The sequence below is a fragment of the Albimonas pacifica genome (assembly GCF_900113695.1).
GTDB classification, from domain to species: Bacteria; Pseudomonadota; Alphaproteobacteria; order Rhodobacterales; family Rhodobacteraceae; genus Albimonas; species Albimonas pacifica.
Genome location: NZ_FOQH01000006.1, coordinates 331,888 through 350,473 on the forward strand (window position 1 = coordinate 331,888; position 18,586 = coordinate 350,473).

Consider the following 18,586-nt stretch of genomic DNA (forward strand, 5'->3'; position numbering starts at 1 on the left):
CCCGATGCGCCTCGACGCCCCCCAGCCGAAACCGCCCGTCGAATCGGCCACGCCGATGATCAACGTGGTGTTCCTGCTGCTGATCTTCTTCCTGATGACCGCCACCATCGCGCCCCCCGCCCCCTTCGAGGTCGATCCCCCCCGCGCCGAGGCCGAGCCCGCCTCGACCGAGACGCCCGATACCCTCCACCTCGCCGCCGACGGCCGCATGGCCTTCGGCGAGGCCCGGGGCGAGGCCGCGCTCGACGCCGCCGCCGCAGCCGTGGGCGGGGCCGGGCAGGGCGCCTCCCCCCTGTCGCTGCGCGCCGACGCGGGCATGGAGGCCGCGGCCCTCGCCCGCGTGCTGACCCGCCTGGGCGAACGGGGCGTGGCGCGCGCCGACATCGTCGTCTCGGGACGCTGAGCGCGATGCGGCGGACGGGCTCCTTCCTCCTGTTCCTGGCGCTGGCGGCGGCGCTGCACCTGGCGGCCTTCGCAAGCTTCCGGCAGGACGACGAGGGCGCCGCCTCCGCCTCCGGCGCCGGCGGGACCGAGGCCCTGTCGGTCGCCGCCGCCTCCCCCCGGCTCGCCGCCCTGGTCGAGGACTGGGACCGCCCGCCCGAGACCGCGGAGGCGCCCGAGGCCGAGGCGCCCGACCTCGCCCCCGAGACGCCGCCCCGTCCCGTGACCGCCGACGCCCCCCCGACCCAGAGCGCGCCGCGCGCCCCTGCGCCCGCCCCGCAGCCCGCCGAGGCCCCGCCGCCCGCGGCCGAGGCGCCGGCGCGCACGGCCATGCCCTCGCCGACCGCGCCGCCGAGCCTCGCCCCCAGCCTGCCCGCAGACCTGCCCGCGCCGAGCCGGGCGCCCGAGACCCCGCCCGAGCGCGCCGAGGCCCCGCGCCCCGAGGCCCCCGCCGCGCCCCCCGCGGCCGAGCCCCCCGCCGCGCAGGCGCCCGCGCCGCCGCCGCCCGCGCCGGAGGCCGCGCCCGAGCCTGAAACCGAAACCGCCGCCGTCCCCCCGCCCCCGGTCCGCCCGGAGGCGCCGGCCCGCCCCGTCCGCCGCCAGCAGGTCGCCGAGACGCGCCCCGAACCCAAACCCGAACCCAAGCCGCAGCCCAAGCCCGAGCGCCCCGCCGCCAGCGCCGCCAAGGCCGCGCGGGAGACCGCCGCGGCCCGGTCCGAGTCCGCGTCCGAGTCCGACGCCCCCTCCGCCGGCGCCGCGAGCGAGGAGCGCCGCGCGGCCGGCGCCGGCGGCGGCGCGGTCGCCGGGTCCGGCCAGGGGCCCGAGGCGGCCGGCGCCGACCCCGACGCGGCGCGCCAGCTGGTGATGGAATGGGGCGCCCGGATCCGCAACCAGGTGCAGGGCCGGCGCGAGCTCGACCGCGGCGACGGGCAGGGCGAGGCGCTGGTCAAGCTGGTGGTCTCCGCCGACGGGGCGCTGCTCTCCCACGCCATCCAGCGCAGCGCCGGCGCCGCGCTCGACCGTGCCGCGCTGCGCGCCGTCGCCGCCGCCGCGCCCTTCCCCTCGGCGCCCGCAGGCCTCGGCGACCAGCGGCGCAGCTTCCTGCTGCCGGTGCGGTTCAACTGACCCCCGGCCGCTCCGCGGGCCCCGACCTCCGAAAAGCCGCCCCCGAAACGCCGCCCCCGAAATCCGACCACGAAACGGCCGCCTCGCGCCGAAGCGCAGGCGGCCGTTGCGTCACGCGCGCGTGATGAGGTCCCGACGCGGCGTCATGATAGGCTCCCGTCAACCATCCTCCGGTTCAGGGAGTTCCTCGATGATCCGACTTCGCCTCGCCGCCGTTCTCGCCACGCTCGTCCTGGGCGCGGCGGCCTTCTCCGCCGCCCCGGCCATGGCCGAAGGGGGCGGCGACTGCGGCTCCGCCTCGAAGCCGACGCCGACCGTCGGGTCGTGACGGCAGGGTCCTGACGGACCCCGCCTGACCCGGGCCGCCCGCGCGGCCCAGGCGGCCCCGCCGGACCGGAGGCGCCCGAGGGGCGTCCTCCGGACGGCGACGCCGGGCCCAGGCGCCCGAACCCACACCTCAGCCCGCGGGGATCTCCCCGTGGGCACGGTGGAACATGTGGGTGAAGGTCGACACCGCCAGCACCGGGATCGCCAGCGCCACCAGCGGGATCGACAGCGCCAGCGCCATCAGCACGCCGGCCGCGAAGATGCGCCCGCCCATCCGCTTGCGCAGCAGGCGGGCCTCCTTCGCGCCCACCCGCCGGGCGGCGGCGAGCTCGAAATACTGCCGCCCCAGCAGCCAGCCGTTGATCGCCACGAAGACGAAGGGCGCCGCGGGAGGCACGGCGAAGTAGATCACCAGCCCCACCAGGTTCAGACCGATCAGCGCGGCGGCGAAGATCAGCCCGTCCGCCAGGATCTCGAGCCAGGTCATCGAGCGCGCGGGCGGCAGGTGGGGGTAGAACTTCGCCTCCACCGCCTCGGCGATCTCCTCGAGGAAGAGGCCGATGAAGAGCGCGGCCACCGGGAACATCAGGAACACGGCCCCCAGCGCCCCCGCCGTCCAGGCGAGGATGTCCACCGCCCCGTCCAGGAACGACAGGTCCTGGCCGAAGGCGCTCAGCCCGTTGTCGGGGATCATCGCCACCAGCTGGCCCCAGCCGAACATGGCCGCGACCAGCAGGGCGACCGTCAGGCCGATCGAGAGCAGGAACACGCGGCGGAAGCGCGGGTCGCCGATCTGCCCGACGGCCCTCAGGAAATCCCCGATCATCGGCTCACATCCCCCGCCACTCGACCTTCGCCTCCATGTCCGGGCGCGGCCGCTCGGTCACCGGGCGGGTCGGGGTCCCGATATGGATGAAGCCCGCCACCCACTCGGTGGGCGCGAGGCCGAGCCCCGTCTCCAGGAACTCCCGGTCCCGGGCCATCCAGGCGGTCAGCCAGTTGGCGCCCCAGCCCGAGGCGAGCGCGGCGTTCACCAGCGCCAGGCACACCGCGCCCGCCGACAGGGTCTGCTCCACCTCCGGCACCTTCTCCGACTCCCTGGGGGCCGCGACCACGGCGAGGGTCAGCGGCGTCAGCTCGAAGGGCTCGGCGTGCTTCTCCAGCCGGTCGGGGTCGATGCCGCGCGCGGCCCCCAGGCTGCGGGTCAGCGCGCCCAGCTTCGCGGCCTCCTCCCCCGCCAGCACGATGAAGCGCCAGGGCTCCATCTTGCCATGGTCGGGCGAGCGGGCGGCGGCGGTCAGCATCGTCTCGACCGTCGCGCGGTCGGGGCCGGGGAAGGTCAGGGTCTTGGCGATCCGCGAACGCCGCGTGAGCAGGAATTCGAGCGCGGCGGGATCGGCGGAGATCAGCGGGGCGGTTGCGTCGGTCAAAACGGTCCTCGGGGGGCGTATGGGGGGGAGCGCTGGGCAGGGTCCGCAGATCGGCCCCCGGGCCTGGCAAGTCAAGGTTCGCGCCCGGCGCGGCCGGGCGCGACGGCTCAGCCGCGGGCGACCAGCACCGGCGCGGTCAGGTCCGCAAGCCGGGTCTTCTGGCGCCCCTCGGCGTCGAAGTTGGCGGGGTCGAGCCAGGCGGCGTAGGCGGCCTCGAGCTGCGGCGCCTCCTTGTCGATCATCGCATACCAGGCGGTGTCGCGGCTGCGGCCCTTGTAGACCACGGCCTGGCGGAACACCCCCTCGTAGGAGAAGCCGAAGCGCATCGCCGCCGCGCGCGAGGCGGCGTTGAGCGTGTCGCATTTCCACTCGAACCGGCGGTAGCCCAGGCGGAACACCTCCCGCATCAGCAGGAAGATCGCCTCGGTGGCCGCCGGGGTGCGCTGCATCCGCGGCCCCCACCAGATCCAGCCGACCTCGATGGTTCCGGCGGCGGGCGCGATGCGCATCAGCGAGCACCAGCCCTCCGCCCGCCCCGTCGCGGCCGAGCGCAGGGCGAAGAACATCGGATCGGCCGAGGCCGCGTTGCGCGCCAGCAGCGCGTCGAACTCGGCCCGGCTCCCGAAGGGCCCGTCGCCGAGCCAGGTCCAGCTGCGCCCCTCGGGGTCCTGCAGGGCCGCGTCCCACAGCTCGTCGCCATGGCGCGCGGGGTCCAGCGGCTCGAGGCTCGCCCAGCGGCCGACCAGCGGCGCGCGGGCGGGGACGGGCGGCGGCGTCCAGTCGGGCAGCGCCTCGCCGATCGGCTGGCCCAGCGCGTTCAGCCGCGTCATGCCGGCGCCGTCGCCTGGAAGGAGGGACGCTTCTCCATCCGCCTGGCGAAGGCCGCCAGCGCGCTCCGCCCGCTGCGCCAGTCCCACTCGGGGAAGCGGAAATCGATGTAGCCCAGCGCGCAGGCGACCGAGACCTGGCCCATGTCCAGGCTCTCGGCGAAGCGAACGGTCTCGAGCTTGTCCATCGCCTGGGCGATCTTGCCCCGCTGGGCGGCCATCCAGGCCTCCGAGCGCTTGGCCTCCTCGCGCAGGCGCCGCTCGTAGATGATGCCGACGCCGGCCTCCATCATCGCGTCGCCGGTCGCCTCCATCACCAGGGCGGGCCACAGCGCCTCCCCCTCGGGGTAGAGCTTCGCGCCCGCGTGCAGCGTGTCGAGATAGCGGGTGATCACCCGGCTGTCGTAGATCGAGCTTCCGTCCTCCAGCACCAGGCAGGGGATCTTGCCCAGCGGGTTGACCGCCAGGTTGCCCGGGTTGGGATCGAGCGGCGAGGTGGAGCCGTTCTCGAGCTCCACGTCGTCGACCTGTCCGGTCTCGTGCAGCAGGACCATCACCTTGCGCACGAAGGGCGAGGCGGCGGCGTGGCGGAGCTTCATCATCGGGCGGGGTTCCGGAACGGTTTCGAACGGGCCTTGAGCAGGCCGAGCCTCAGGCGCGCCAGCGCCGAGAGGTCCATGGCGATCCCCGGCCCGTCCTCGCCCCAGCGCAGCTGGCCGCGCAGGCCGGCGCGGGCGTCGGCCCGCGCGCGGCCGGCGTCGCGCGACCAGCCCCACTCGATCCCCTCGGGGACGGCGTCGAGCGTGGCCTCGGCCGCGGCGGGGCGGGCGTCGGACCAGCGGGCGCGGCGGGCGGCCTGGTAGACCGCCAGCGCCGTCGCCGCGCCGGCGACGGCCTTCATCGCCCAGGGACTGGCGAGCGGGGCGAGCGCGACGGGCAGGGGCATCGGCGGGGACTCCATGGGGGCCGGATCTGTCGGGCTGAACATAAGGAGGCCGAAGCCCGCGGGGCAATGGCAGATCGACGCGGACCGCGCGTGAAGCCCCCGGCGCCCCCGCGCGACCCGGGGCCCCCGCGCGACCCCGGCGCTGCGGGTCGGGAGCGAGGCGCGGGCCGCGACAGGGGCCCCGCCGCATCGCGCGCCGCGCAGGTGGGGGAGAGGCCCCGGGTCAAGCCCGGGGCGCCCGTGGGTCGGGCCGTCGCGTAGACCGGGGGAGGGCCCTCCCCGCCTCAGCCCGCCTCAGCCCGCGGCGGCGCGCTCGGCGGCCAGCGTCTCGGCCAGGTCGGCGATGCGGGTCAGCGCGGTCGCGAGATCCGCGTCCGCCACCGTCAGCGCGATGCGCAGATGGCCCGCGGCCGAGGCGCCGAAGCTCTCGCCCGGCATCACCGCGATATGGGCCTCCTCCAGCAGCCGCTCGGCGAAGTCGCGGCCCGAGAGGCCGGTCGCCCGCACGTCCACCATCACGTACATCGCCCCCTGCGGCGGCGACAGCCGCACCGCCTGGCGCCCCGCCAGCGCGCGCATCGCGATGTCGCGGCGGCGGTGGAAGGTCCCGGCGAGATCGGCCTCGATCGCCTCGCCCTCGCGCAGCGCCCACAGGCCCGCGTCCTGGATGAAGCCCGGGATCCCGTAGGTCGCGTTCAGCGCATAGGTGGCGATCAGCGCGCTGATCTCCTCGGGCGCCAGCGTCCAGCCGATGCGCGAGCCGGTCATGCCGTGGCTCTTCGACAGCGAGCCGATGACCACCGTGCGCTCCGCCATCCCCGGCAGCGCGCGGGGCGAGCGGTGGGGCTGGTCCCAGGCCATGCCGTCGTAGACCTCGTCCGAGATCAGCCACAGGTCGTGGCGGCGGCAGATCTCGGCGACGCCGTCGAGCGTCTCGTCCGAATAGATCGCCCCGGCGGGGTTGTTGGGCGAATTCACCAGCAGCACCCGCGCCCCCGCGCAGGCCGCCTCCAGCGCGTCGAGATCGGGCTGGAACCCCGCCTCGGCCCGCGCCGGCGTGATCCGCGGCACGCCGCCGGTGGCGCGGATCGTGCCGGGGTAGGTCACGTAATAGGGGTCGATCATCACCGCCGCGTCGCCCGCGTCCAGCGTCGCCATGAAGGCGTGCAGCAGCGCCGCCTGGCCGCCGGCGGTGACCACCACGTTCTCCGGCCCCGCCGGGGCGCCGGTGCGCGCCGCCGCGCGCTCGGCGATCGCGGCGCGCAGCTCGGAAGAGCCCGCCACGTCCGAATAGCGCGTGTTCCCGCCCATCGCCGAGGCGTGCATCGCCTCCAGGATCGGGGCGGGGGTCGGGTCCTCGTGCTGGCCGACGGTCAGGTCGATGATCCGCACGCCCTGCCGCTGCATCTTCCGCGCCCGGTGCACCACCTCCCAGCCCGAGGCGCCGCCGCCGAGGATCGCGCGAATGCGGGAGGAGGGTTGCATGGGAGGCTCCGGCGCCGGGGTCAGGGACGCGGCCCTTCTGGCGAGGCCGCGCCCGCGGGTCAAGCGGCCCCCCGGCGCCCCTGTCAGCGCGTCGCAGGCGGGCGGATCACAGCGCGTCGCGCAGCCGCGCGAGCAGCATCGCCGCCACCAGGATCGGCTGGCGCAGGCGCGCGCCGCCGGGGAAGTCGGGGACCGGCAGGCGGGCCATGACCTCCAGCCGCCGCCGGTCGCCGGCGATCGCCTCCGACAGCACCGCCCCCGCCATCGTCGCCAGCGCCACGCCCGAGCCCGAGTAGCCCGAGGCGTTGAACACCCCCGGCCGCAGCTCGCGCCAGACCGGCAGGCGGGTCGGCGTGATCGCCAGCGTGCCGCCCCAGGCGTGGGTGACCTTCAGGTCCTCGAGCTGGGGGAACACCTCCAGCATCCGCCTGCGCACGAAGCCCTTGAGGTCCCTGGGGAAGATCCACCCGTAGCTCTCGCCGCCGCCGAACAGCATCCGGCGGTCCTCCGACAGGCGGTAGTAGTTCACCACGAAGCGGCTGTCGGCGACGGCCACGTCGTCGCGGATCAGGGCGCGGGCGCGCCGCTCGCCCATCGGTTCGGTGGCGAGCACGAAGTTGTTGATCGGCATGACCTTGGCCGCCGCCTCGGGCAGCAGCGCGCCCAGGTAGCCGTTGCAGGCGACGATCACCTGGTCGGCGACGACCCCGCCGGCCGCGGTGCGCACGCGCGTGCCCTCGATGGCGGTCGCCTCGCTCATCTCGTGGAGCGTCGCCCCGGCGGCCAGCGCCGCCCGGGCCAGCCCGCGCGCATAGGCCAGCGGATGCAGATGCCCGCCCGAGGGCTCCAGCATCCCCCCCGAGACGCCCCGGGCGCCGAGCCGGGCCGAGACCTCCTCGGGCGTCAGGTAGACGGCGTCGTGGCCGTAGGCCTGCGCCAGGTGCTCGACATGCTTTCGCGTGCCCGCGTCGTAGCGGGCGCGGTGGTTCACATACATCACCCCGGGCTTCAGCGCGCAGTCGATGGCGTGGCGGGCGACCCGCTCGCGCACCATCAGGGCGGCGTCGCGGCCGATCCCGAACGCCTCGCGCGCCAGCCCCGGGTCCGAGAGCCTGGCGATCGTCTCCGGGTCCACCCGCTGGCCCACGCCGATCTGGCCGCCGTTGCGCCCCGAGGCGCCCCAGCCCACCCGGTGCGCCTCCAGCAGGACCACGCGCACGCCCCGCTCGGCGAGATGCAGCGCGGCCGAGAGGCCGGTGAACCCGCCCCCGATCACGCAGACGTCGGCCCGCGTCTCGCCCGCCAGCGGCGGCTGGGGGGGGAAGGGGGCGGCGCTCTCGGCGTACCAGCTGGGCGGCAGGGCGCCTGGGGTCTCGTTGGCGTAGAGCAGGTTCATCGGGCGCTCCGGCAGGAGGGTCGGGCCGCCGGCGCCGCAGGCCGGCGCAGGTCGGGGCGGCGGGGGCGGCCGCAGGGCCGGGCCGGGGGCCCGGCCGCCCCCCTGTCCGGCGGCTCCCGCCCGCCCTCCCCGCCGCCGGACAGGGGGGCGGGGCGCGGACAGGCGAAGCCGAGGCCCCGCCGCCCGGTCCGCCCCCGCGCGCCCGCCCCCGCGCGCCCGTCGTCGGCCGCGCCGGGGCGGGCGGGTGGGGCGCGGTCGACGGCGGGCGCGCGGGGGCGTCCCGCCGCCGGCCGCGGGCTCAGACGTTCAGCAGCAGGTGCTCGCGCTCCCAGGGGCTGATCACGGTCATGAACTGATCGTATTCGAACTGCTTCAGCGTCCCGTAGATCTTCACGAAGTCCTCGCCCAGCAGGGCGGTCAGCGGCGCGCACTCGGTCAGCAGGTCCACCGCCTCGAGCAGCGAATAGGGCAGGTCGCGCTCGTTGTCGTAGGCCCCGCCGGAGACGGCGGGCCGCGGCTCGACCTCCTCGACCATCCCCAGGAACCCCGCCGCCAGCGAGCCCGCCAGCGCGAGGTAGGGGTTGGCGTCCGCCCCGGTCACCCGGTTCTCCACCCGCCGCGCGCGCGGATCCGAGCGCGGCGCCCGCAGCCCGGTCGAGCGGTTGTCGTAGCCCCACTCCAGGTTCACCGGCGCCGACATGTACTTGATCAGCCGCCGGTAGGAGTTCACGTAGGGCGCGCTCAGCGCCGAGCAGGCCGGCAGGTATTTCTGCTGCCCGCCGATGAAATGGCCGAACAGCGCGGTGGGCTCCCCGTCCTCGGCGCTGAAGATGTTGCGCCCCTGCGCGTCCAGCACCGACTGGTGGACGTGCATCGCCGATCCCGGCTGGCGCGCCATGGGCTTGGCCATGAAGGTGGCGTAGGAGCCGCAGCGCAGCGCCGCCTCGCGGATCAGCCGCTTGAACAGGAACACCTGGTCCGCGAGCTTCATCGCGTCCCCGTGCATCATGTTCACCTCCAGCTGCGCCGCGCCGGCCTCCTGGATGATCGTGTCGATCTCCAGCCCCTGCGCCTCGGCGTAGTCGTAGATGTGCTCGATGACCGAGTCGTATTCGTCCACCGCCGACAGCGAGAACGCCTGGCTGCCCGTCGACTGGCGGCCCGAGCGGCCCACCGGCGGCTCCAGCGGATAGTCGGGGTCGGTGTTGGGCTTGGTGAGGTAGAACTCGAGCTCCGGCGCCACCACCGGCGTCCAGCCCTTCTCCTCGTAGGCGCGCAGCACCCGGCGCAGGACCTCGCGGGGCGCGAAGGGGATCGGCTCGCCGTGGCGGTCGGCCACGTCGTGGATGATCTGCAGGCTGGCCTCCCCCGCCCAGGGCACCGCGCGCGCCGTGGTCAGGTCGGGGATCAGGGTGATGTCGCCGTCCGAGTAGAGCTCGGGGTGGTCGACGTCGGCGTACTCGCCGGTGATGCCCGCGAAGAAGATCGAGACCGGCAGCCGGATCTCGCTTTCGCGAAGGAACTTGGCGGCGGGCATCACCTTGCCGCGGGCGATGCCGGCGAAGTCGGGGGTGACGCACTCGATCTCCTCGACCCGGTGGGCGCGGATCCAGTCGCGCAGGGATTCGAGGTCCGGCGAGGCGAGGTCGGGCGAGACCGAGAGCGAGATCTCGGGCGTGAGCTTGGTCATGAAATCCGGTCCGAGGGTTCGGGTCCGCGTGAGGCCGCGCCCGCAACGCCCCCGGTTCGTCCGGGGCTTTCGCCGGCGCGTCGAACCCCTATATTGCCTGCCCTGACGGCGAAGGAAAGCGGACAGGACCTCTTCATGCGCATCGGCATCCTCGAGACCGGCTTCCCCCCGCGCGAGCTCCAGGACGCGCACGGGACCTACCCCGACATGTTCGCGCGGCTGCTCGCCGGCCACGGCTTCGCGTTCCGGGCCTGGCCCGTCCTGAAGGACGAGTTCCCCGCGGGCCCGCAGGAGGCCGACGGCTGGCTGATCACCGGCTCGCGCTTCGGGGTCTACGAGGACGAGCCCTGGATCGCCCGCTCCATGGACCTGGTGCGCGAGATCGCGGCGGCGAAGCTGCCGATGGTGGGCATCTGCTTCGGCCACCAGCTGATGGCGCAGGCGCTGGGCGGGCATGTCGAGAAATCCGACCGCGGCTGGGGCCTCGGCCCCGTCGACTACCGCGACCTCGAGATCGGCGAGCCGATGCGCATCATCGCCGTCCACCAGGACCAGGTGACGACGCAGCCCCCCGCGACGCGGATCATCGCCCAGACCGACCATTGCCCGATCGCCGGCCTCGCCTGGACCGAGACCCCCGCGATCTCCTGGCAGCCCCACCCCGAGATGAGCCCCGCCTTCACCTCCCAGCTGATCGAGATGCGCCGCGGCGCGACCTACGACGACGCGCTGGCCGACGCCGCCCTCTCGCGCATGTCCGAGCCGCTGACCTCCCCCGCGCTGGGCGCCCGCATCGCCCGCTTCTTCAAGGAGAACGCGAAGGTCGACGCCTGAGCCGACGCCCCAGCGGCCCCGCGCGGTCGCCCCGCCGTCGACGGGGACGCAGGGCGGGGCGGTCGCGGCCGCGCAGCGGACGCGCCGGGGCGCCCGCGTCCCCTCGCAACGCCCGGGGGCCTCGCGCCGTCAGGGCCGCAGCACCACCGCCCCCGCCAGCGTCCGGCTCTCCAGCAGCCGGTGCGCCTCGGCGGCCTCGGCCAGCGGCAGCTCCCGCTCCACCCGCGTCCGCGCCACCCCCGCCTCGATCGCCGCGAAGAGATCGGCGGCCATCGCCTCCGCCCGCCAGGGATCGGCGAGATAGGCGAAGACCGACGGCCGCGCCAGCGAGTTCGAGCCCTTGAACAGCCGCGACACCTCCAGCGGCGCCACCGCCCCCGAGCTCTGCCCGAAGTTCACCAGCCGCCCCAGCCGCGCCAGACAGTCCAGCGAGCCCTCGAACGTGTCCTTGCCCACCGAGTCATAGGCCACGTCCACCCCGCGCCCGCCGGTGATCTCGCGCACCCGCGCGACGAAATCCTCCTCGCGATAAAGCACCACGTGGTCCGCCCCGCAGGCCCGCGCCACCTCGGCCTTGGCCGGCGAGCCCACGGTCGCGATCACCTCCGCCCCCAGCGCCCTGGCCCAGCGCACCAGGATCTGCCCGACGCCGCCCGCGCCGGCATGCACCAGCGCGACCTGGCCCGCCTCCAGCGGCCAGGCGTCCTTCACCAGCATCCGCGCCGTCAGCCCCTTCAGCGTCAGCGCCGCCGCCTCCACGTCGCTCACCCCCTCCGGCAGCCGCAGGGCCAGCGCCGCCGGGATCACCGCGGCCTGCGCATAGCCCCCGTAGCCCCGCGTCACCCAGGCCAGCCGGTCGCCCGGCGCCCAGCCTGCGACCCCCTCGCCCACCGCCTCGACCACGCCCGCCGCCTCGATCCCCGGAACCCCCGGCAGCGGCAGCGTCCGGTAGAGGCCCGAGCGCACGTAGACGTCATGGAAATTCACCCCCGCCGCGGTCACCCGCGCGCGGATCTCCCCCGGGCCGGGGCGGCCGGGGTCGTGATCCTCCTCCGCCAGCACCTCGGGGCCGCCTTGGCGGCGCAGCACGATCGCGCGGGTCATCGGGGGAGCCTCCGGGCCAGGAACAGGGACCGCAGGAGTAGAAGCGACCGACCGGCCGGTCAACGCCCGCCGCCCGCGCCGCCCCGAAGCCGGGCCCCGCCGCCGGCCCTGCCGCCGCGCCGCCGGCCCGGCGCCCCGCGGCCGGGCCGGCGGAAGGGCAAGGCCGGAAGCTCGGCGCCCCCCCCGCATCTCCGCGGGTCGGAGCCCCGCATCCCCGCCGGCCCAGGCCCGGCCCCCGCCTAAAGCTCGAAGCTCTCGTGCATCGCCGGCGTCTCCACCTGCGGCGCGTCGCGGCGGCCCTGGGTCAGGCGGCGGGCGAAGGCGGCGCGCTCCTCGTCCTCGCCATGCACCAGGAAGGTGCGGGTCCGCGGGCCGGCCGCCGCGGCATGCCAGGCCGCCAGCTCGGTCGCGTCGGCATGGGCCGAGAAGCCGTTGATCGTGTGGATCGCCGCGCGCACCGGCACGTCCTCGCCGAACAGCCGCAGCGTCTTCGCCCCGTCGATCACCTTGCGCGCCGGCGTCCCCCGCGCCGCGAACCCCACGAAGATCACCGAACAGTCCGCATGGGGCAGGTTGTAGCGCAGGTGATGCCTCACCCGCCCGCCGGTGCACATCCCCGAGCCCGCCATCAGCACCGCCCCCGAGCGCACCCGGTTCAGCAGCATCGACTCCGCCGCCTCGTGCACGAAATGCAGGTTGGGCGGCGCGAACGGGTCGTCGTGATGCGCGATCATCCCCCGGATCTCCTCGCGGAAGAACCCCGGATGCCGGGCGAAGATCCGGGTCGCCGAGATCGCCATGGGCGAGTCGAGAAAGATCTCCATCTCCCGCGGGATCCGCCCCGAGCTCATCCCGTCCAGCAGATGCCACAGCAGCTCCTGCGCCCGCTCCAGCGCGAAGGTGGGGATCACGATGTTGCCGCCCCGCGCCGCCGCCTCGCCCACCGCCGCCTCGAACTCCGCCACCGACTCCGCGCGCGAGCGGTGGTCGCGGTCGCCGTAGGTGGTCTCCATCACCACCACGTCCACGTCCGAGGGCGGCGCGGCCGGCCCGATCAGCGGGCTGTCCGGCCGTCCGACGTCGCCCGAGAACAGGACCGAGCGCCGCTCGCCCCCCTCCTCCAGCTCCAGCAGGATCGAGGCCGATCCCAGGATGTGCCCCGCGTCGAAGAACGTGACCCGCACGCCGGGAAACAGCACGAATGGCCTGGCGTAGCGCGCCGTGCGCCCGAAGCGCTCGATCGCGTCCATCACGTCGAGCGAGTCGTAGAGGGGCGCGGGCCTGGTCTCCCCCCGCCCGCGATGGCGGGCGCGGCGGGCGGCCTCCTCCTCCTGCAGATGGGCGCTGTCGAGCATCACCAGCCGCGCCAGGTCCCGCGTCGGCGGGGTGGCCACGATCTCGCCCGCGAAGCCCCGCTTCACCAGCAGCGGGATCCGCCCGCAGTGGTCGAGATGCGCATGCGTCAGCAGCAGCGCGTCGACCCGGGACGGCTCGAAGCCGAAGCCGTCGGCGTTGTCCTCGTCGAGCTCGTGCGAGCCCTGGAACAGCCCGCAGTCGATCAGGATCCGCCGTCCCGCGACCTCGACCATGTGGCACGAGCCGGTGACCTCGCCCCCCGCCGCCCCGTGAAAGGTGATGCGCATGCTTGCCTCCTCCTGCGCCGCCGTTCCCCGGCGGTCCTGTGGCCGCGCCGCCCGCTCAGTCCAGCAGCGGCAGACGCCGGGCGGCGTGCCAGCGGGCGATGTGATCGCGGATCTCCGCCGCGGTCTCGGCGTAGACGAAAAGCTCGAGGTCCTCGGGCGCGATCACGCCCTCCTCGGCGAGGAACTCGAAATCGACGGCGCGCGACCAGAACGCGCGCCCCACCAGCACCACGGGCAGGGGCTCGGCCTTGCGGGTCTGCAGCAGGGTCAGCGTCTCGAACAGCTCGTCGAAGGTGCCGAAGCCGCCGGGGAACGCCACCAGCGCCCGGGCCCGCTGCAGGAAGTGCATCTTGCGCAGCGCGAAATACCGGAAGCGCAGCGCCAGCCCGTCGGAGAGATAGGGGTTGGGATACTGCTCGTGCGGCAGGTCGATGTTCAGCCCGACCGAGATCGCGCCCGCCTCGAAGCTCCCCCGGTTCGCCGCCTCCATCAGCCCCGGGCCGCCGCCGGTGACGATGGCGACGCGCTGGCCGTGGGGGCGCTCGGCCGCCTCGGCGAGCAGGGCCGCGAACTCCCGCGCGACCGTGTACCAGCGGGACGCCGAGACCATCCGCTCCGCCACCCGCAGCGCCCTGCGCCCCGCCCGGTCGCCCGGCGCCGCGGCGGCGGCGGCGCGCGCGGCCTCCAGCGCGCGCAGGGCCGCCGCCGGCTCGGGGATGCGCGAGGAGCCGAAGACCACGATCGAATGCGCGATGCCCTCGGCCCGCAGCGCGGCCTCGGCCTTGAAGTATTCCAGCTCCAGCCGCACGCCGCGGGCGAGGTCCGACTGCAGGAAGCCCAGGTCCTCGTCCGCCAGCCGGTAGCCGGGCGAGGCCATCAGCGCCGCGACCCGCGCCGGCGCCGCGGGATCGTCGCAGGCCGCCTTCGGCGAGCAGCCCGGCGCGCCGGGCGGCGGGCTGGCGGGCCCCTCCTCCTCGGCGAGGTCGCCGATGGTGGAGCCCGGTCGCTCCGCCCCTCCGTCGTCGGTCATGCCGCGCCCTCCCTGCCGCCGCGCATCACCTTGTATATGGCGGGGATCACCAGCAATGTCAGCGCGGTCGAGCTCGCCAGCCCGAACAGCAGCGAGATGCCCAGGCCCTGGAAGATCGGGTCGACCAGGATGAAGGCCGCCCCCGACATGGCGGTGATCGCGGTCAGGAAGATCGGCAGGAACCGCACCGCCCCCGCCGCCAGCAGCGCGTCATGCAGCGGCCGCCCCTGCGCCTGCTCGCGCCTGATGAAATCCACCAGCAGGATCGAGTTGCGCACGATGATCCCCGCGAGGCTGATGAACCCGATCATCGAGGTCGCCGTGAACGGCGCCCCCAAGGCCCAGTGCCCCAGCGCGATCCCGATCAGCGTCAGCGGGATCGGCGCCATGATCGCGAGCGGCAGGGTGAAGCTGCGGAACTGCCCCACGATCAGCAGGTAGATCCCCAGCAGCGCCGCCCCGAAGGCCGCCCCCATGTCGCGGAAGGTGACGTAGGTCACCTCCCACTCCCCGTCCCAAAGCAGGACCGGGTTCCGGCTGTCCTCCGGCTGCCCGTAGAGCCTGATCTCCGGCTTCGGAAGGTCTCCCCAGTCCTCGGCCTCGATCGCGTCTTGCACCGCGATCATCCCGTAGATCGGCGCCTCGAAGCGCCCGGCGAGCTCGGCCGTCGCCATCTCGATCGCATGCCCGTTCTTGCGGAACACCGGCCAGGAGCCCGGCACGACCTGCGCGGTCACCACCTCGCCCAGCTCGACGTTCCCCTCGCCGACCCCCGCCGGCCCGCGGGCGGGCACGGGGACGGCCAGCAGCGCCTCGGTCACCTGCCTCTGGCTCTCGTCCAGCCGCACCGCGATGGGGATCGGCCGCACGCCCTCGCCCCGCTGCGAGTAGCCCACCGTGGTCCCCCGGAACAGCAACGCCAGCGTGTCATGCACCGCCGACTGCTCCACCCCGTGATAGTCGAGGTTCGCCTGGTCGATCTCCACCCGCAGCCGCTTCGGCGGCGTGCCGAAGCTGTCGTCCACGTCCACGATGAAATCGATCCCCCGGAAGATCTCCACCAGCTTCGAGGCCACCGCCCGCCGCACCTCCGCATCCGGCCCGTAGACCTCCGCCAGCAGCGTCGCGAGCACCGGCGGGCCGGGAGGCGCCTCGACCACCCGGATCGCGGTCCCCTCGGGGACGGAGACCCCCGCCAGCCGCTCCCGCAGCTCCAGCGCGACCGCGTGGCTCTGCCGCTCCCGCGCCTCCACGGGGGCGAGATTGACCTGAAGATCCCCCATCTCCGGGTTCGCGCGCACATAGTAGTGCCGCACCAACCCGTTGAAATTGAAGGGCGCCGCGGTCCCGGCATAGGCCTGGACGCTCTCGACCTCCGCCAGCTCCCCCGCCACCCGCGCCAGCGCGAACAGCGCCCGCTCGGTGTCTTCCAGGGTCGCGCCCTCGGGCAGGTCCACCACCACCTGCAGCTCCGACTTGTCGTCGAAGGGCAGCAGCTTCACCGTCACGTCCTGCGTGGCGAACAGCCCGACCGACCCCACCGTCGCCGCGAACACGACCAGCAGGAACCCCAGCGCCCGCCCGCGCGAGGCCAGCACCGGCGAGGCCGCCGCCCGGTAGATCCGCGCCATCCGCCCCGGCTTCTCGGGGTCATGCCCCCCGCGCGAGGGCGCGACCCGCTGCAACCTCAGCATGATCCACGGCGCGAAGATCACCGCCACGAAGAAGCTCAGGATCATCGCGGCGGAGGCGTTCACCGGGATCGGGCTCATGTACGGCCCCATCATCCCCGAGACGAACAGCATCGGCAGCAGCGCCGTGACGATGGTCAGCGTGGCGACGATCGTGGGGTTGCCGACCTCGGCCACCCCCCTCAGCGCCACCGCCATCCGGTCGCCCTCGGGATCCAGCCGCCAGTGGCGGGCGATGTTCTCCACCACCACGATGGCGTCGTCCACCAGGATCCCGATCGAGAAGATCAGCGCGAACAGCGACACCCGGTTGATCGTGTAGCCCATCGCGTAGCTGGCCGCGAAGGTCAGCAGGATGGTCGCCGGAATGATGACCAGCGTCACCACCCCCTCGCGCCAGCCGATGAACACCACGATCATCGCGAAGATCGACAGGCTCGCCCCCGTCAGATGGCTGAACAGCTCGTCCGACTTGCGCTTCGCCGTCTCCCCGTAGTTGCGGGCGACCTCGACCTCCAGGGCCTCCGGCACCAGCTCCCCCCGCGCCGCCTCCAGCCTTGCAAGAATCCCCGCCGCCACGTCGACCGCATTGGCCCCCTCGCGCTTGGCCAGCGCCACCGAGACCGCGGGCCGGGGCAGGGCGCCCGCCCGCATCGTCCAGGCCCGCCGATCCGCATCCGCCGGCGCCGAGATCACCTGCGCCACGTCCTTTACGTAAACGGGGCGCCCATCCCGCGTGGTCACCACCAGCAGCCCGACGTCCGGAACCCCCACCAGGCTCCGCCCGGCCAGAATGTCCAGGCTCTCCCCCTCCCGCCGCACCTTGCCCAGCAGCGCCGAGCGATTGGCGCTCCGCACTTTTCCAACCAGCTGCTCCAGCGTGACCCCATAAAGCGCCAGCGCGGCGGGGTCGGGCTGGATGCGGATCTCCGCCCGGCTGTCGCCCACCAGGTAGGTCCGCCCCACCTCCGGCGTCTTCGCCAGCTCCGCCAGCAGCTGGCTCGCCACCTCGCCGAGCGTCGCCCGGTCCCAGCGCCCCGCCGCCTCCGGGGCCAGGTCCGCCCGAGGCGACAACGTCAGCACCAGGATCGCCACGTCGTTGATCCCGCGCCCGACGATCAGCGGCTCCGGTATCCCCACCGGCAGCCGGTCGAGGTTCGCCCGGATCTCGGCATGCACCCGCACCACCGCGTCGTCCTCCGGCACGCCCACCTCGAAGCGCGCCGTCGCCATCACCCGGTCGTCGAGCGTCTGGGAATACACATGCTCCACCCCCGGCAGCCGCTGCAGAAGCAATTCCAGAGGCTTCGCCACCAGCTCCACCGCATCGTCCGCCGCCAGCCCGTTCGCCTCGACGAACACGTCGACCATGGGAACCGAGATCTGCGGCTCCTCCTCCCGCGGCAGCAGCGCCAGCGCCACGGCGCCCAGCGCCATCGCCGCCACCAGCAGCAGCGGCGCCAGCGGCGAGGCGATGAAGGCCCGGCTGATCGCGCCCGCGATCCCCGGCCCCGGCTCGCGCGCGCTCATTCCCCCGCCTCCCAGGCGGCCAGCACGTCGCCCGGCTTCAGGCCCGCCAGCACCTCGACGCCCCCGTCCACCGGCCCCCCCGGCTGCACCACCACCTCGACCGGAGCGCCCCCGCCCTCCAGCCGCACGAAGGCCACCCCGTGACGCAGCCGCAGATAGGCCGGCGGAACCACCAGCGCCTCCCGCACCCCGGTCGCGACCGAGAGCCTCACCCGCTCGCCCACGAAGAAATCGCCCAGGCCCGCGGCGGCGATGTCCACCACCACCTGGCCCGCCTCCAGCTCCGGATAGACCTTCGCAATGCGCCCCTCGCCGGCCTCGCCGCCGGTCAGGGGGCCGCGTTCGGCGATCTGCACGACGTCGCCCTCGCCCAGGAAGCGCGCATGGCGCTCGGGCAGGCGGGCGCGCAGGACGAAGCGCTCGGCGGCGATCTCGGCCACGGTCTCGCCGGGGGTCACGGTCATCCCCTGCACCACGGGGACCGAGAGCACCCGGCCGGCCTCGGGGGCCAGCACCGCGCCCTCGTCCCGCCGCCGGACCAGCGCCGCGCGCTCGGCCTCGCGGGCGGCGCGGGTCTCCTCGATCACGTTCATCGCCGTGCGCGCCTGGTCGAGCGTCGCGGCCGCGACCGCGCCCCGCTCCCGCAGCTCCCGCGCCCGGTCGAGGTCGATGCGCGCCTGCGCCGCCTGCGCCTCCAGCGCCCGCAGCCCCGCGTCCAGCGCCGCGATCTGGAGATCCAGCTTGTCGTCGCGAACCCGCGCGATCACCTGTCCGGCGGCCACCGCGTCGCCCTCGGTGACGCTCAGCTCCGCCAGCTCGCCGGTGAGGCGGGCGCGGGCATAGGCGCGCTTCACGCTCTCGACCTGGCCGAAGACGGGGCGGCGGTCGGCGATCTCGACCGGCCGCACCTCCCAGCCCTGCGCCGCCGCAGCCCCCGCCGCGCCCAGCGCCAGCAGGGCCGCCAACCCGATCCGATTCCGCATCCGCCCTCTCCCGATCCCGCGCCGCGTGCGCCGATCCTGCGCGCGCGTCCCCGCGCCCGCCTTGACGTGCCTCAAGCCGCAGCATCGGATCGCGGTTCGTGAAT

17 protein-coding genes are annotated in these 18,586 nt (G+C 74.7%); 4 read left to right on the top strand and 13 right to left on the bottom strand.

The window, feature by feature from the left end:
• Positions 1-4: 4 nt before the first annotated feature.
• The 3 genes from BM064_RS15135 to BM064_RS27500 all read left to right on the top strand — a co-directional run bounded on the left by BM064_RS15135 (position 5) and on the right by BM064_RS27500 (position 1,894).
• Positions 5-403, top strand: coding sequence for an ExbD/TolR family protein (locus BM064_RS15135; RefSeq protein WP_092860709.1), 399 nt, complete (start codon positions 5-7; stop codon positions 401-403).
• A 5-nt stretch (positions 404-408) separates the two neighbouring features.
• Positions 409-1,566: a TonB family protein gene (locus BM064_RS15140; protein WP_092860711.1), complete on the top strand. Its 1,158-nt coding sequence runs from the start codon at positions 409-411 to the stop codon at positions 1,564-1,566.
• 190 nt (positions 1,567-1,756) lie between these two features.
• On the top strand, positions 1,757-1,894 hold the full coding sequence (locus BM064_RS27500; RefSeq protein WP_177236273.1) for a hypothetical protein: 138 nt from the start codon (positions 1,757-1,759) through the stop codon (positions 1,892-1,894).
• A gap of 129 nt (positions 1,895-2,023) precedes the next feature.
• On the opposite strand, the gene BM064_RS15145 is transcribed toward BM064_RS27500, so the two are convergent.
• The 8 genes from BM064_RS15145 to BM064_RS15180 form a co-directional block, all read right to left on the bottom strand.
• Positions 2,024-2,719, bottom strand: a complete 696-nt coding sequence (locus BM064_RS15145) for an EI24 domain-containing protein (protein ID WP_092860713.1) — start codon at positions 2,717-2,719, stop codon at positions 2,024-2,026.
• 4 nt (positions 2,720-2,723) lie between these two features.
• Positions 2,724-3,323: a nitroreductase family protein gene (locus tag BM064_RS15150; RefSeq protein WP_425426170.1), complete on the bottom strand. Its 600-nt coding sequence runs from the start codon at positions 3,321-3,323 to the stop codon at positions 2,724-2,726.
• Positions 3,324-3,430: 107 nt separating this feature from the next.
• Positions 3,431-4,153 (bottom strand): GNAT family N-acetyltransferase, encoded by a 723-nt coding sequence (locus tag BM064_RS15155; RefSeq protein WP_092860715.1) that lies wholly within the window; start codon positions 4,151-4,153, stop codon positions 3,431-3,433.
• Complete coding sequence (locus BM064_RS15160; RefSeq protein ID WP_342741371.1) at positions 4,150-4,752, bottom strand: glutathione S-transferase; 603 nt, start codon at positions 4,750-4,752, stop codon at positions 4,150-4,152. Before BM064_RS15160 ends, BM064_RS15155 begins: the two co-directional genes overlap by 4 nt.
• Positions 4,749-5,096, bottom strand: coding sequence for a hypothetical protein (locus BM064_RS15165; protein ID WP_092860718.1), 348 nt, complete (start codon positions 5,094-5,096; stop codon positions 4,749-4,751). Before BM064_RS15165 ends, BM064_RS15160 begins: the two co-directional genes overlap by 4 nt.
• A gap of 294 nt (positions 5,097-5,390) precedes the next feature.
• Positions 5,391-6,581 carry a pyridoxal phosphate-dependent aminotransferase gene (locus BM064_RS15170; protein ID WP_092860721.1) on the bottom strand — a complete coding sequence of 397 codons (1,191 nt, stop codon included), beginning with the start codon at positions 6,579-6,581 and terminating at the stop codon, positions 5,391-5,393.
• A 106-nt stretch (positions 6,582-6,687) separates the two neighbouring features.
• On the bottom strand, positions 6,688-7,977 hold the full coding sequence (locus BM064_RS15175; RefSeq protein WP_092860723.1) for an NAD(P)/FAD-dependent oxidoreductase: 1,290 nt from the start codon (positions 7,975-7,977) through the stop codon (positions 6,688-6,690).
• 298 nt (positions 7,978-8,275) lie between these two features.
• Complete coding sequence (locus tag BM064_RS15180) at positions 8,276-9,667, bottom strand: glutamine synthetase family protein (RefSeq protein WP_092860725.1); 1,392 nt, start codon at positions 9,665-9,667, stop codon at positions 8,276-8,278.
• Positions 9,668-9,802: 135 nt separating this feature from the next.
• On the opposite strand from BM064_RS15180, the gene BM064_RS15185 reads away from it, so the two are divergent.
• Positions 9,803-10,501 (top strand): type 1 glutamine amidotransferase, encoded by a 699-nt coding sequence (locus BM064_RS15185; protein ID WP_092860727.1) that lies wholly within the window; start codon positions 9,803-9,805, stop codon positions 10,499-10,501.
• 129 nt (positions 10,502-10,630) lie between these two features.
• On the opposite strand, the gene BM064_RS15190 is transcribed toward BM064_RS15185, so the two are convergent.
• The 5 genes from BM064_RS15190 to BM064_RS15210 all read right to left on the bottom strand — a co-directional run bounded on the left by BM064_RS15190 (position 10,631) and on the right by BM064_RS15210 (position 18,482).
• Positions 10,631-11,605 carry a quinone oxidoreductase family protein gene (locus tag BM064_RS15190; RefSeq protein ID WP_092860729.1) on the bottom strand — a complete coding sequence of 325 codons (975 nt, stop codon included), beginning with the start codon at positions 11,603-11,605 and terminating at the stop codon, positions 10,631-10,633.
• A 239-nt stretch (positions 11,606-11,844) separates the two neighbouring features.
• Positions 11,845-13,248 (bottom strand): MBL fold metallo-hydrolase RNA specificity domain-containing protein, encoded by a 1,404-nt coding sequence (locus tag BM064_RS15195; protein ID WP_092860731.1) that lies wholly within the window; start codon positions 13,246-13,248, stop codon positions 11,845-11,847.
• Positions 13,249-13,303: 55 nt separating this feature from the next.
• Positions 13,304-14,278, bottom strand: a complete 975-nt coding sequence (locus tag BM064_RS15200; protein ID WP_092860733.1) for an LOG family protein — start codon at positions 14,276-14,278, stop codon at positions 13,304-13,306.
• Positions 14,275-17,499, bottom strand: coding sequence for an efflux RND transporter permease subunit (locus tag BM064_RS15205; RefSeq protein ID WP_092860735.1), 3,225 nt, complete (start codon positions 17,497-17,499; stop codon positions 14,275-14,277). The genes BM064_RS15200 and BM064_RS15205 overlap by 4 nt, the downstream gene beginning before the upstream one ends.
• Positions 17,496-18,482: an efflux RND transporter periplasmic adaptor subunit gene (locus BM064_RS15210; RefSeq protein ID WP_092860737.1), complete on the bottom strand. Its 987-nt coding sequence runs from the start codon at positions 18,480-18,482 to the stop codon at positions 17,496-17,498. Before BM064_RS15210 ends, BM064_RS15205 begins: the two co-directional genes overlap by 4 nt.
• Between the last annotated feature and the right edge of the window lie 104 nt (positions 18,483-18,586).